The sequence below is a fragment of the Streptomyces sp. NBC_01314 genome (assembly GCF_041435215.1).
GTDB lineage: Bacteria > Actinomycetota > Actinomycetes > Streptomycetales > Streptomycetaceae > Streptomyces.
Window position 1 is genome coordinate 2,703,937 of the sequence record NZ_CP108394.1, and the last position, 12,624, is coordinate 2,716,560.

The window sequence follows — 12,624 nt, forward strand, 5'->3', positions numbered from 1 at the left end:
TCAGACCCCTTCGGACTGCCGGGCGGCCGCGAGACGGACCGCGTCCATGATCGTCTCGTAGCCGGTGCAGCGGCACAGGTTGCCCGACAGCGCCTCGCGGATGTCCGCGTCGCTCGGGTTGGGGGTGCGCTCCAGCATCTCGTCGGCGGCGACGAGCAGCCCCGGCGTGCAGAAGCCGCACTGGACGGCGCCGGCGTCGATGAACGCCTGCTGGATCGGGGCGAGTTCCACCCCTTCGCCGGTCTGTGAGTCGGCCCCCCGTGCTGCCCACTGCCTGGCAGCGTCGAGCGAGGTCCCGCCCGTACCAGCCGTACCGCACGCTCCCGACGCACAACCGCCGTGCTCCGCCCGCTGCTTGGCGAAATCCGCCAGCCCTTCGACGGTGACGACCTCGCGGCCCTCCACCTGTCCGGCGGCGACCAGACAGGAGCACACGGGCACGCCGTCCAGCCGGACGGTGCACGACCCGCACTCGCCCTGCTCACAGGCGTTCTTCGAACCCGGAAGTCCCAGCCGCTCCCTCAGCACGTACAGCAGGGACTCGCCCTCCCAGACGTCGTCGGCTTCCTGCGGACGGCCGTTGACCGTGAAATTGACGCGCATTACGCAGCTCCCTCCGTGGCGGCGGTGCCGCGGTACGACTCCCAGGTCCACATCAGCGTGCGGCGGGCCATGACGCCGACCGCGTGGCGGCGGTAGCTCGCGGTGCCGCGGACGTCGTCGATCGGGTTGCAGGCGCCGGCGCACAGGTCGGCGAACTGCTTGGCGACCGACGGGGTGATGATCCTGCCGTTGTCCCAGAAGCCGCCCTCGTCGAGCGCGGCGTTCAGGAACTCCTCGGCGGCCTTGGCCCGGACGGGGGTCGGCGCGGCCGAGCCGATGCCGGTCCGGACGGTCCGCGACGACGGGTGCAGGGCGAGCCCGAAGGCGCACACGGCGATGACCATGGCGTTCCGGGTGCCGACCTTCGAGTACTGCTGCGGGCCGTCCGCCTTCGCGACGCGCACCGCGCGGATCAGCTCGTCCGGCGCGAGGGCGTTGCGCTTGACGCCGGTGTAGAAGTCGTCGATGGGGATGAGCCGGGTGCCCCGTACGGACTCGGCCTCGACCTGGGCGCCCGCCGCGAGGAGGGCCGGGTGGGCGTCGCCCGCCGGGGAGGCTGTGCCGAGGTTGCCGCCGACGCCGCCGCGGTTGCGGATCTGCGGGGAGGCGACCGTGTGCGAGGCCAGGGCGAGGCCGGGCAGCTCGGTACGGAGGTTCTCCATGATCTGGGTGTACGGGACCGACGCGCCGACGCGAACCGATTCCTCGCCGACCTCCCACTCGAAGAGTTCGCCGATGCGGTTCAGGTCGAGCAGATACTCGGGCCGACGGTGGTCGAAGTTGATCTCGACCATCACATCGGTGCCGCCGGCGATCGGCACAGCGGTGGGGTGCTCGGCCTTCGCGGCGAGCGCCTCCTCCCAGCTGGCGGGGCGAAGGAAGTCCATCTGACCGGCTCTCTTCTTCGTCTTGTGTCGTTCTCTTTGAGCCAGATCGTGTGCGGCGGGCCCGGCTCGTTCATGGGCTGTTCACGTGTGTCGAGCTTCAGTACACAGCGCGCTCCCCCACCCCGGTCAGTCACGGAAAACATGAAGGAGTTGGCTGGCCAAGGGGCGCATCTTGTAGATTCGTATGAACGGAGGCCCTCAGCAACCTCTTCGTTTTCGGCTGGAAACATCCAGTACACACACGGGCCCCCGGCCTTCACGACCACCCTCCTCCGGAAGTCACGGGCACGCTCCCCGGGCGAACCGAACGTTGTTTTCTAGACAAGAACGGCGGCGACGAGAATGCGCCTGCGCGCACTGCTGGACACCGACGCGCTGGGTCTGCGGCTGCTCGGCGGCGGGGACGAGCTGGACCGCACCGTGCGCGGTGTGATGACCACCGACCTCAGGGACCCCAGCCGCTATCTCTCCGGCGGCGAGCTGGTGCTCACGGGCCTCGCGTGGCGCCGTGACGCGGCCGACTCCGAGCCCTTCGTACGGCTCCTGGCCGGCGCCGGGGTCACCGCGCTGGCGGCCGGGGAGGCCGAGCTGGGCGACATCCCGGAGGACCTCGTGGTGGCCTGCGCCCGGCACCGGATCCCGCTCTTCGCGGTCAACGAGTCGGTGGCCTTCGCGACCATCACCGAGCACGTCGTACGGCAGGTCTCCGGCGAGCGCGCCGGGGATCTGGCGGCCGTGGTGGACCGGCACCGCCGGATGATGACCTCCGGCCCGGCGGGCGGCGGCCCGGACGTCGTCCTGGACCTGCTCGGCTCCGACCTGGACCTCCGCGCCTGGGTGCTCTCCCCCGCCGGCCGGCTCGTCGCGGGCCCCAAGCTCGCCGGGCCCGCCCTGCCCGCCGAGCTGTGCGCGCGCCTGTCCGCCGAACATCTGGCGGCGACGCGCACGGGGCGGCTCGGACCGCACCGCGTGGCCGTCGGCACCACGACGTACTCGCTCTTCCCGATCGGCGGCGCGGGCCGGAGCACGGGCCCCGGCGGGGCCGCCGCCCATGACGTGCGCGCGACCGTACTGTCCGACTGGCTCCTCGCGGTCGAGGCCGACGCCGGGGACTGGCCCGCCGAGCGGCTCGACCTGCTGTACGGCGTCACCCAGCTGATCGCGATCGAGCGCGACCGGCGCGACGCGGCCCGTACGGTACGGCGCCGGCTCGCCCAGGAGGTCCTGGAGCTGGTGCAGGCGGGGGCGGCCCCGGCCGAGATCGCGGCCCGGCTGCGGGTCGCCGCGCCGGTGCTGCTGCCCGGCCTCGGGTCGGCGCCGCACTGGCAGATCGTCGTGGCCCGGGTCGAGTGGGACGGCGGCGAGGTCGACAGCGGCCCGGTCACCCAGTCGCTCCTTGAGGAGATCCTCGTCGATCCCCGGGCGACGGGCCCCGAGCCCTCGGACCGGATCGCCGTCGCCCACACGGGCGAGGAGGCCGTCGCCCTCGTCCCCCTCCCGGCGGTCCCCTCGGAGCCCGACGGCCCCGAGCCCGGCATCCACGCCGACACCCTCCTCGCCGCCGTACGGGACCCGCTGACCGCCGGTCTCGACGACGACGGGCGGCTCACCCTCGGCGTCAGCGCGGCCGTGCACTCGGCGGAGGGCCTGCGCGGGGCCCTGGAGGAGGCCCGGCACGCCCGCCGGGTGGCGGCAGCCCGCTCCGGCCGGGTGTGCGCGGCCGGCCACCAGGAACTGGCCTCGCACGTGCTGCTCCTCCCCTTCGTCCCCGACGACGTGCGCCGCGCCTTCACGGCCCGTCTCCTCGACCCGCTGCGGGACTACGACCGCCGGCACCGCGCCGAGCTGATCCCCACCCTGGAGGCGTTCCTGGAGAGCGACGGCTCCTGGACGCGCTGCGCCGCGCGGCTCCACCTGCACGTCAACACGTTGCGGTACCGGGTGGGCCGCATCGAGCAGTTGACGAGCCGGGACCTCTCCAGGCTGGAGGACAAGCTGGACTTCTTCCTGGCCCTGCGCATGAGCTGAGGTCATGGGGTGGTGGACGAAGATCGAAGTGCGCCGTCCGCAACCCCATGACTTTGTGAATTCCTTCACCCACCCCCTTGGCCAGGCCCCGGAATCCGTGCTGAGATGCGGCCACCACTCAAAGCTCAAGGGCGTGCTCGGGGAGGGCAACGTGGCGCATACCGCCATGTCTGGTAACGGAACGACTGCTGGTGACGATCCACTCCAGACCGCGGTATGGCGGCTGCGCTCACGCGCCTGCTGGGTCGACGCGGCAGCCCTGATCGAGCCCGACACCCCACAGGCCTCGCTGCAGCGGACCGCGCTGCTCGTCGAACGCTGTCTCTACACCGAGCAGGGCTGGGAGGAGGCCGAGGACGCGCTGCGCACGGCCGAGGCACAGGCCCGGACCGACGACGAGCGGGGCGCGGCGGCCTGTGAGCGCGGCCAACTGGCGTACGCGGCCACGCTGCTCCACGTCCGCGACCGCGCCGACGAGGCGCGGGCCGCGCTCGGCCGGGCGGCGGCCCTGATCGCTCCCGGCGCGCCGGGCCGGGCCCTGCTGGACTTCCGCCGGGGTGTCCTCGCCGAGAACCTCGCCCGCTCCCCGCAGGCCGCCCGTGCCGCGTACCGCCGGGCCCACGCGGGCGCGACCGCCCACGACGACCTGCTCCTGCAGTCCTCCACCTGGCGCCACCTCGCCGGACTCGCCCTCCGCGACGGCGAGTTGGCCGAGGCCCGCCACGGCTTCGCCGAATCGCTGCGTATCCGTGAGGAGTTGGGCTACCTCGTCGGTACCGCTCCGGCGCTCGTCTCCCTGGCCGACACCGAATCCGAACCGGAGGCGTCCCGGCTCCGCGAGGAGGCCGGGCGGCTGTTCCGTCTTCTGGGGGGTGTACCGACGTGGCTGGCCCGGCAGTTGGCACCACCACCGGCCGCTACGGCATGACCGGTCGGGAGGCTGTTCGTCCGCGGGCGCGCGGGGGCTGTTCGCGCGGTTTCCCGCGCCCCTGACAAGCAGGGCCGCGTCCTTGCCTTTCGGCCCGCGGGGCCGGGTCTTCGTCTTTCAGGGGCGCGGAGAAGTGCGCGACCAGTCACAGCCGACCGGCAGTCGAAAACGCGACCTCAGCCCACCATGCCGAAATGCTTCTCCACCAAACAGCAGGCCGCTTCCAGGTCGTCCGCCATCAACGCGTCCAACAACGCGATGTGTTCCGCCGCGTCGGCCATGAGTTCGACGCGGCCACCACTCCCCACATCACCCAGGCGGCCGACGCCCAAAGGCAGTTGCGTACGCCGGTGGAGATCGTCCGCGATCTGCAGCAGCTGCTCGTTCCCGGCCAGCCCCAACACCCCGCGGTGGAAGGCCCGGTCCGCCTCCCCGTACGTCGCCCGGCACCCGGAGGACGCCGCGCGAGCCGTCTCGTCGGCGAGCGGTCGCAGCTCACTCCAGCGGTCCGCCGGCAACGTACGCGCGAGCCGCATGATCACCGGCACCTGGAGCAGCGCCCGCACCTCCGCGAGCTCGGCCAGCTCCCGGGCGCCCCGCCGTACGACGCGGAACCCCCGGTTGGGCACGACCTCGATCGCGCCCTCGATGGCCAGTTGCTGCATCGCCTCGCGCACGGGAGTCGCGGAGACCCCGAACTGGTCACCGAGCGCGGGTGCCGAGTACACCTCCCCCGGCGTCAGCTCCCCACCCGCGAGCGCGGCCCGCAGGGCGTCGAGGATCTGCCCCCGCACCGAGGCCCGCTGAACGACGGCGCGCTCCGGAGTGCGCGGCAGCGGGATGGGCGTCTCGCTGTGTGTGTGCTCGCCCCGGGCCGCGGTGCCGTCCGCCGCGATGCCCCGCTCCCGGTCGACGTCCGCGACTCCGGGCTGCATGGGGACGCGGTAGGCCGACGCCGGACGGGCGGCGGTGACGTCCGGCGCACTCGCGGCGGCGGCCTGGCGCGAGCGCGGTCCGGCCTGCTCCACGGGTCCTCCTCCGAGCGAGTCGTGTGTCGAATGGACCGAAAGTGCGGCCGACCGGGTACATGGGGGCGCTTAGGTCACTACTGGGGTTGTTACCGGTCGTAAAGCACCATAGGCGCACATGACCTCAGTTCAAACCTCGACCACTCGGGTAAGGTAAGCCTTACTTGACAGCGACGGTGAAACGGCGGTCCCCGTATGCCCCACTCAGCTCCGGCACCGGCCCCCACTTCGCGCACGTCGCCCGTGACGGCCGCGTACGCGCGTCTGACCGAGGTCCTGCCGATGGTGAGCGTGACAGAACTCTCTCCCATGGATCCATTGCCCGATGGCGAGGGATGGGTCTCCGCCGCCGGGCTCGCGGCGGCCGGAGCCGAGCTCGACGCGTTCCTCGCGTGGGACGAGACCCAGATACGGCAGGAGCACGGCCGCGAGGGCCGCCCGGACGTGGTGGCGACCTTCGGGCTGCACCGGTACTCCTGGTACGCCTGCCTGCTCTTCACGGTCCCCTGGTTCCTGGAGCGCCGGGTGCCGCGGTTCCCCGCCGGGCAGGTGGCGTTCCATCGCGAGCAGAGCCGACTGGTGGTGCGCGGCGAAACGTTCAGCTGCCTGCCGGGCGATCCGGCGGCCGGCGCGCCGGGCGCCCGGGTGGTTCCGGACGAGGAGGCGCTGCGGGCCGAGGTACGGGCGGCGTTCGCCGAGCACATAGAGCCGGTTCTCGGCGGCTTCGGTCCGCGGATGCGGCGGCGCGGGCGCGCGCTGTGGGGCATGGCGACCGACGAGGTCGTCGAGGGGATCTGGTATGTCGCCGAACTCCTGGGCGCCGACGAGCAGGAGCGCTGCCGGCGCGAGCTGGAGCTGCTGCTGCCGGGTGCGACCCGGCCGTACGTGGGTGCCGCGGGCTTCCGCGAACTGACCGGCCCCGGCGGCGAGTCGCTGCCCACCCGGGACCGGGCGAGCTGCTGTATGTTCTACACACTGGCCCCGGACGACACCTGCGTCACCTGTCCGCGCACCTGCGAGGCGGACCGGATCACCAAACTGACGGCCGCCGCCAGTTGACGGACCCTCTCGGGACGAGGCGGTTTCTCGCCGAGCGACCCCCCGGCGATCGCCCGCGGCATGTGCCGTAAGATCAATTCCGGCTGGGACCCTCGTTCGGTTACAGGTGGTTCACAAATTCCTCACTTGCCTCAGGAACTTTCCGTGGAACCACTCGAACGGGTAATCTCACTCGCACTCTACTCCCGTCCCTCGCGCGGTAGTTCGAGCAGAATGCCGCCTGGCGTCACTCATTGCACTTCTTTGGCGGTCTCTTGCCCCGAAACCCTCTGAGGGCCGCGAGGATTGGGCCACTATGGCGGGCGTTACGCCCTATCCCAATGCAAGGGACCCCTGATGAGATTGACCGACATATCGCTGAACTGGCTGCTTCCGGGCGCCGTACTGCTCCTGGGCATGCTGGCGGCGGTTGCGGTGCTCGCGCGCGGCAAGCGCGCCGGGGAGCACGCGAAGACCGAGGATTCGTGGGAGCGCAGTGAGGAGCGCCGCAGGCGCAAGGAGGCCCTCTACGGCACGGCCTCCTACATCCTCCTCTTCTGCTGTGCCGCGGTGGCCGCCGCGCTCTCCTTCCGCGGCCTGGTCGGCTTCGGCGAGCAGAACCTGGGCCTCACCAACGGGTGGCAGTACCTGGTTCCGTTCGGCCTGGACGGCGCCGCCATGTTCTGCTCGGTGCTCGCGGTGCGCGAGGCCAGCCACGGTGACGCGGCCCTCGGCTCGCGGATACTCGTCTGGACGTTCGCCGGTGCGGCGGCCTGGTTCAACTGGGTGCACGCGCCCAGGGGTCTCGGCCACGACGGCGCCCCGCAGTTCTTCGCAGGCATGTCCATGTCCGCCGCGGTGCTCTTCGACCGCGCGCTGAAGCAGACCCGCCGGGCCGCGCTGCGCGAGCAGGGCCTCGTGCCGCGTCCGCTGCCGCAGATCCGTGTCGTCCGCTGGATGCGGGCCCCGCGTGAGACGTACAAGGCCTGGTCGCTGATGCTTCTGGAGGGTGTGCGCAGCCTGGACGAGGCCGTGGACGAGGTACGCGAGGACAAGCGCATCAAGGCCGAGAGCCGTACGCGCAAGCGTGAGCAGGAGCGTCTGGAGCGCGCCCACCTCAAGGCCATCAGCCGGGGCCACCGGACCGGTCTGCCCGGTCGTGGCGGCGGTGGCGGTGGCGGGCGCCAGGTGGACACCACCGTGGAGCGCGTCCCGGCGGCCCAGGTCGGCTCGGAGCCTGCCATATCGACACCGGAGCAGCTGCCCGTGCGCTCCCGTCCCTCCCTGCAGCCCGTACGCAACGCTGACAAGTCGCTCACCGTCGACCTCACCGCCGAGGACGACACCATGGCCCTGCCGCGGCTCGACTCCCTGGAGCGCAAGCTCAAGGACCTGGAGCAGCAGTTCGGCTGATCACGAGCCACACATCGGACAGGGGCGCGGCACAAGCCGCGCCCCTGTCCGTTTCGCCGTCCGTTTCGCCGTCCGTTTCGCCGTCCATTTCGCCGTCCATTTCGCGATCCGTCTCGCGTACGATTCACGGTCCGGTTCGCAGCCGTGTCACGTTCGGCCTCATGTCCGGCCCGACGTCCGGCCTCGCGGTCGGCCTCATGGTCGGCGCCCTGTTCGACGGGCGCCGGGTGTCACTGCGTCAGTCCGCCGTCGAGGTCGAACCACACCGACTTGCCGACCCCGTGCGTCCGTACCCCCCAGGCGTCGGCGAGGGCCTGGACGAGGAAGAGGCCGCGCCCATGGGTGCTGTCGTCGGCGTTCGGCACCCTCGGTTTGGGTCTGCGCCCCACGAAGTCCCGGACCTCCACGTGGAGTCCGCACGGTGAGACGGTGGCGGTCAGCACCGCGTCGTGGTCGGTGTGAATGAGCGCGTTGGTGACCAGCTCGCTCGTCAGCAGTTCCGCAATCTCCGATCTTCCCGGCCGCCCCCATTGCCGCAGCAGCTCCCGCAGGGCCCTGCGGGCCTCGGGCACCGCCCTCAGGTCCGCCCGCCCGAGTCTGCGTTTCAGCTCTTCGGCACCGGCCCTGTCCGTCGAGTCGCCGGCTACTTCCTCCGCCACCTCTGCCGAGGAGGCCCCTATCGCAATGGGACCGCCTCCTCGTGCCTGCCTCTTCATGACCCCCGCCCACGCGCCGATGACGATTCCCCTCCTGTTCCGAACACGTACACGGGGATCCATGCCCCGTCCGGATCGCGGCACTCATGTCGAATCGTCAACGACCCTCCGTACGCTCTCAAACGCACAGAGTCAAGCCAGCTGTCGGTACCGTGTGACAGCGCTTCCCGGCCCACGAAACCACCGCACAGCGCAACGAACCCGGCACCCCTCCCCGCTCCGGGCGCCCTCCCCCGATCGCCGCGGTCGGGCCCAACTGCCCACGCGGGGCTGCCGATCCGGCCGTGTGCCATCGGGACACGACTTCCGTGCGCGCGCCGCGTTCCGAGCCTCGGACGGGCCGCCCGTCCCGATGATGTTGATTGGCCGGAATCCTGCGCCGGTACAGGCCAACGTGCGGCAGAGCGCGGCTGATTGACGCCCCTCCCCGTCCCACGGGCAGCCGCCGTCAGGCCTCCCACACGGCGGCGGCCGTACGGTCGTCCGTGTAGCCCTTGACCCTGACCTGGGCGTCGGCGAGGAAGGCGGCGAGGCCGGGTGGCTCGGCGGCTCCCCAGCGCGTCGCCAGATGCTCGGCGAGCGGGGCCTCCCCCCGCAACGGTTCGGCCAACCCGCCGGTGCACAGAAGCAGGACATCCTCCTCCCGGGCCACGGAGGCACGGAAGCGGAACGGTTCCCGGGGTGGTGCGGAGGCGGGTTCGTACGGGCTCGGGGGCGTCGTGATGCCGAGGTCCATGGTGAGGCGGTCACCGTCGGGGGTCTCGTGCGGCAGCGAGCCGAAGCCGAGCACCGGCGCGCCCGCCGCGTCGGTGACCCGGGGCTCTATGTCCTGCCACTCCCCGTCCCGCAGCCGGAACAGTCCCCCGGCGCCGACCCCGAAGAACACGCGCGTACGGCACCGGGGGTCGGCCGGGATCAGCAGACAGCGCAGACTCGCCGTGTACTCCTCCGGGTCGAGCCCCTGTTCGACCGCGCTGGCGCGCAGTTTGCCGAGACTGCGGTCGGTGAGCCGGTGCAGCCCGGACTTGAGGTCGCCGCGCCGGGCCGCGCGGATGTCCTCCACCAGCCGTGCGTGGCTGAGCCCGACGGCCCGCCCGATCCACCGGCACGCCTCCGCCGCCGCGCGGTGCGCACCCGGCGTGGCCCGGGCGCCGGTCGCCATGGCCACCAGTACGAGCGCCTGTTCGCCCAAGCCGAAGCGGGCGGTCAGGAGCGAATCCCGGCGCGGCTCGCCCCGGTAGCGCGCCGAGTCGCCGCGCACCGACGCGGCACGCAGCGTGCACGCCCCGTAGCGCGCGCCGTCCAGCACCGTGTCCGCGACCAGATCCCCCAGATCCTCCGGGTCCGCCGGCGGCAGCGCGGTCGGCTCCGCGTCATACGTGGGCGGTCCGGACCCCACGTACTCGACCCGCACGCGTTGATCCCCGGTGACCAGGGTGACCTCCCGCGCCTGGAGGGTGAGCGGGTCGAGCTGGGTGGGGGGCCGGGCGTCGGACGGTTCGGCGGCGGCGCCGGGTGCCGAGGAGGACGGCAGGGCGGGCGGGGCCGGTGTACCGCTGGGGGACGCGTCCAGCGGGGGTGTACCGCCGCGGACCGCGTCGTGTGGGGGCGTACCGACGGGAGACCCGTCCATGGGTGGCCTGCCGCCGGAAGCAGACGGTGTGTCCGTCGCGGGCCTCACGGCGGGTACCCCGCCCGTGGATCGCTGCGCGGGCGGGCGTCGCCAGGGCGCGGCCGTGCGGAAGCCCGGCGGAGTGGGCCCGGGCGGAAAGGTCACCGGCCCCGCCGGCTGGACCGGCGGCGGCTCCCAGGGCGCGGGCTGCGGGGCGAGACCGCTGCGGCGGAGGAGGTCTGAGGCGGGGGCGAAGGGAGGAGTGCGGTCTGGAGGAGATGAAGGCGTGGGGTCGGTGAACGGGGTGCGACCGGGTGGAGACGCGGGGGCAGGAGGAGAGGCGGGACGGGGAGGAGAGGCGGGACGGGGAGGAGAGGCGGGGACAGGAGGAGAAGTGGGACCGGGAGGAGTCAAAGGGGTGGGAGAAAAGGCGGGGCCCGTGAACGAGGTGGGGGCGGAGGGGGGAACCAGGGGGTAGTCCTGCTGGTCGCCTCGTTCCTCCTGCCTGCCTTGATCGTGGAGGCCACCGGGTCCGCCGGGTCCGCCGAGATCGCTCTGGCGGCCCGGCCCGTCTTGCCCGTCCCGCCCGTTCGACTCGTCCCGCCCGTCGCGCCCTTCAGGTCCGCCGGATCCGCCGGATCCGCTCTGCTCGCCGGGTCCGTCTGGTTCGCTCAGGCCTCCCCAACCCCTGGGTCCGCCGGGTGACCCCTGCGGAGGCACCCTGTCCGAGAGGGGCCCCGGGGTGCTCGGGGCCGGGCCCGAGGTCTGCGGGGTCGCGCGTGGTCCGCTCGTGGCGTTCGGCCCGGCGCCCGATCCCTCCGGCCTCCTGTCGGGCCTCCTGACGGGCCCGCCACCCGACGCGGCCGACGTACCCGGCACGGCTGCCCAGGCGCCCGACGTACCGGGTACGGCCCTCCAGGCACCCGGCGCGCTCGCCGGATGGGTCGCACCCGGCGTATCCGGCACTCCCGGCGGGCTCGTCGGATCGGCCGGTGTTGCCGGAGTCGTCGGCGGCTTCCCGACCGTGTCCGCCGCCGAGGCGAAGCGGTCATCGAGGGAATCGGCCGCGACCGAGGGGCCCGCGTCCCCGTTGGTGTCGTCGTACAACTGCCGCCACCAGTCGTCCTCGTGACCGGTGGGCCTCTCCCCCTGCTGGCTCATGCCCCTAATTGTCCACCTCAGGAGCCGTATGAAAACGGGGCATCCGGAAAATCGGCTCGCAGAGCCGACGATCGCACGGCGTGTCGGACTACTCGTCGAACTCCGGTGCGAGACAAGCGGGACAAGGGAGTCGAGGGATCGGTGGGGTCCGGCCGAATGCGCGGGCCCTTCCGAGGGCGCCGGAAGAGACCATCTCCCTCCGAGAACGCCGGAGGAGACCGCCGGGCGGCGCCACCCCCCACAGGAGAAACCGCCCGGCGGCGCCGGGGTGACCGGGGCGCGGTGCGGGCGCGTGGACCGGTCGGCCCGAGTGTGCGGCATGTTCCTGGGATTCCGCTGTGGGGCCCCACCCCATCGGCGGGACGCGATGCGCGGTGCGGTGATGATGTGCCGAGGTGGTGTGGCAGTGCGCCGGAAGGGCTCGGCAGGGAGGGCCTCGTCTCCCGCCGGGCGATCGGGACCCGGCTGCGGCCCGGCCGGCACGCGTACGAGCGGGCCCGGCCTGGATGACTCGGGACTGACACCACTGACCTGCGCATTCTCGCGCGATCCGGCACTCTGGGCAGATGGGAGCGTGGGAACTCCTGCTGGTCGCGGTGGTACTGCTGCTCGGCCTGTGCGGAGTGCTGGTGCCCGGCGTGCCGGGGTCCTGGCTCGTATGGGCCGGGGTCATGTGGTGGGCGCTGGAGGACCCGCGGCCCGCCGCCTGGTGGGTGCTGGTGGGTGCCACCGTCGTACTGCTCGCGTCCTGGGCGGTCCGCTGGTCCCTGCCGCCCAGGCGCCTGGCGGAGAGCGGCGCCACCCCCCGAATGGGCGTGTACGCCGGTTCCGGCGCCCTCCTCGGTTTCTGCCTCCTCCCCGCGCTCGGCGCGATCCCCGGCTTCGTCGCCGGCATCTACCTCTCCGAGCGGCTCCGCCTGGGCCGCCCCGACGCGGCGAAGGCCGCCACACGCACGGCGATGCGCTCGGGCGGGTCGAGCGTCCTGGCGGAGCTCTTCGCGTGCCTGCTGGTGGCGGGGGCGTGGGTGGGTGTGGTGTTCGGGGGCTGAGACGGGCCGAAACGCTGAGACGCCGGATCCGCCGGATCCGGCTCGAGGTTCCGGCCGGAGGTGGAACGCTCGGCCTCTGGGGAAATCTCGGACGGCTCGATCGCGTCGCTGCAGGGAGTCACGCCGGACAGGTCGATCGCGTCGGCCGGGGCGCGCATGCC

11 protein-coding genes are annotated in these 12,624 nt (G+C 72.6%); 6 read left to right on the forward strand and 5 right to left on the reverse strand.

All coding sequences use genetic code 11. The features are described from left to right. Together OG622_RS11925 and OG622_RS11930 are read right to left on the reverse strand one after the other, a co-directional pair. A complete protein-coding gene (locus tag OG622_RS11925) occupies nt 1–603 on the reverse strand; it encodes a (2Fe-2S)-binding protein (protein ID WP_371575591.1) in 603 nt (200 codons plus the stop codon). Further along, nucleotides 603–1,490, reverse strand: a complete 888-nt coding sequence (locus OG622_RS11930; protein ID WP_371575592.1) for a xanthine dehydrogenase family protein subunit M — start codon at nt 1,488–1,490, stop codon at nt 603–605. The genes OG622_RS11925 and OG622_RS11930 overlap by 1 nt, the downstream gene beginning before the upstream one ends. Before the next feature lie 342 nt (nt 1,491–1,832). Here OG622_RS11930 and OG622_RS11935 point away from each other — a divergent pair, with 342 nt between their 5' ends. Together OG622_RS11935 and OG622_RS11940 are read left to right on the forward strand one after the other, a co-directional pair. Beyond that, nucleotides 1,833–3,518, forward strand: coding sequence for a PucR family transcriptional regulator (locus OG622_RS11935; protein WP_371575594.1), 1,686 nt, complete (start codon nt 1,833–1,835; stop codon nt 3,516–3,518). Between the two features lie 151 nt (nt 3,519–3,669). After that, nucleotides 3,670–4,446, forward strand: coding sequence for a hypothetical protein (locus OG622_RS11940; RefSeq protein WP_371575596.1), 777 nt, complete (start codon nt 3,670–3,672; stop codon nt 4,444–4,446). A 176-nt stretch (nt 4,447–4,622) separates the two neighbouring features. Here OG622_RS11940 and OG622_RS11945 read toward each other — a convergent pair whose 3' ends face one another. Continuing rightward, a complete protein-coding gene (locus tag OG622_RS11945; protein WP_371575598.1) occupies nt 4,623–5,474 on the reverse strand; it encodes a GntR family transcriptional regulator in 852 nt (283 codons plus the stop codon). A gap of 195 nt (nt 5,475–5,669) precedes the next feature. Here OG622_RS11945 and OG622_RS11950 point away from each other — a divergent pair, with 195 nt between their 5' ends. Beyond that, the gene (locus OG622_RS11950) at nt 5,670–6,533 is read left to right on the forward strand and encodes a (2Fe-2S)-binding protein (protein ID WP_371575600.1); all 864 of its coding nucleotides are present in this window, start codon (nt 5,670–5,672) and stop codon (nt 6,531–6,533) included. Nucleotides 6,534–6,869: 336 nt separating this feature from the next. Then, on the forward strand, nt 6,870–7,925 hold the full coding sequence (locus tag OG622_RS11955) for a DUF2637 domain-containing protein (RefSeq protein WP_371575602.1): 1,056 nt from the start codon (nt 6,870–6,872) through the stop codon (nt 7,923–7,925). Nucleotides 7,926–8,155: 230 nt separating this feature from the next. On the opposite strand, the gene OG622_RS11960 is transcribed toward OG622_RS11955, so the two are convergent. Beyond that, nucleotides 8,156–8,584, reverse strand: coding sequence for an ATP-binding protein (locus OG622_RS11960; RefSeq protein WP_371575604.1), 429 nt, complete (start codon nt 8,582–8,584; stop codon nt 8,156–8,158). Between the two features lie 505 nt (nt 8,585–9,089). Then, nucleotides 9,090–10,274 carry a protein phosphatase 2C domain-containing protein gene (locus OG622_RS11965; RefSeq protein WP_371575606.1) on the reverse strand — a complete coding sequence of 395 codons (1,185 nt, stop codon included), beginning with the start codon at nt 10,272–10,274 and terminating at the stop codon, nt 9,090–9,092. Nucleotides 10,275–10,995: 721 nt separating this feature from the next. On the opposite strand from OG622_RS11965, the gene OG622_RS11970 reads away from it, so the two are divergent. Beyond that, nucleotides 10,996–11,385, forward strand: a complete 390-nt coding sequence (locus tag OG622_RS11970; protein ID WP_371575608.1) for a hypothetical protein — start codon at nt 10,996–10,998, stop codon at nt 11,383–11,385. Between the two features lie 595 nt (nt 11,386–11,980). Further along, the gene (locus OG622_RS11975) at nt 11,981–12,463 is read left to right on the forward strand and encodes a DUF456 domain-containing protein (protein ID WP_371575610.1); all 483 of its coding nucleotides are present in this window, start codon (nt 11,981–11,983) and stop codon (nt 12,461–12,463) included. Nucleotides 12,464–12,624 lie beyond the last annotated feature (161 nt).

What these genes read in the sequence shown, in the direction of transcription:
- OG622_RS11925 (WP_371575591.1), bottom strand. Translation starts at nt 603, where the DNA reads ATGCGCGTCAATTTCACGGTCAACGGCCGTCCGCAGGAAGCCGACGAC.
- OG622_RS11930 (WP_371575592.1), bottom strand. Translation starts at nt 1,490, where the DNA reads ATGGACTTCCTTCGCCCCGCCAGCTGGGAGGAGGCGCTCGCCGCGAAG.
- OG622_RS11935 (WP_371575594.1), top strand. Translation starts at nt 1,833, where the DNA reads ATGCGCCTGCGCGCACTGCTGGACACCGACGCGCTGGGTCTGCGGCTG.
- OG622_RS11950 (WP_371575600.1), top strand. Translation starts at nt 5,670, where the DNA reads ATGCCCCACTCAGCTCCGGCACCGGCCCCCACTTCGCGCACGTCGCCC.
- OG622_RS11955 (WP_371575602.1), top strand. Translation starts at nt 6,870, where the DNA reads ATGAGATTGACCGACATATCGCTGAACTGGCTGCTTCCGGGCGCCGTA.
- OG622_RS11965 (WP_371575606.1), bottom strand. Translation starts at nt 10,274, where the DNA reads ATGGACGGGTCTCCCGTCGGTACGCCCCCACACGACGCGGTCCGCGGC.
- OG622_RS11975 (WP_371575610.1), top strand. Translation starts at nt 11,981, where the DNA reads ATGGGAGCGTGGGAACTCCTGCTGGTCGCGGTGGTACTGCTGCTCGGC.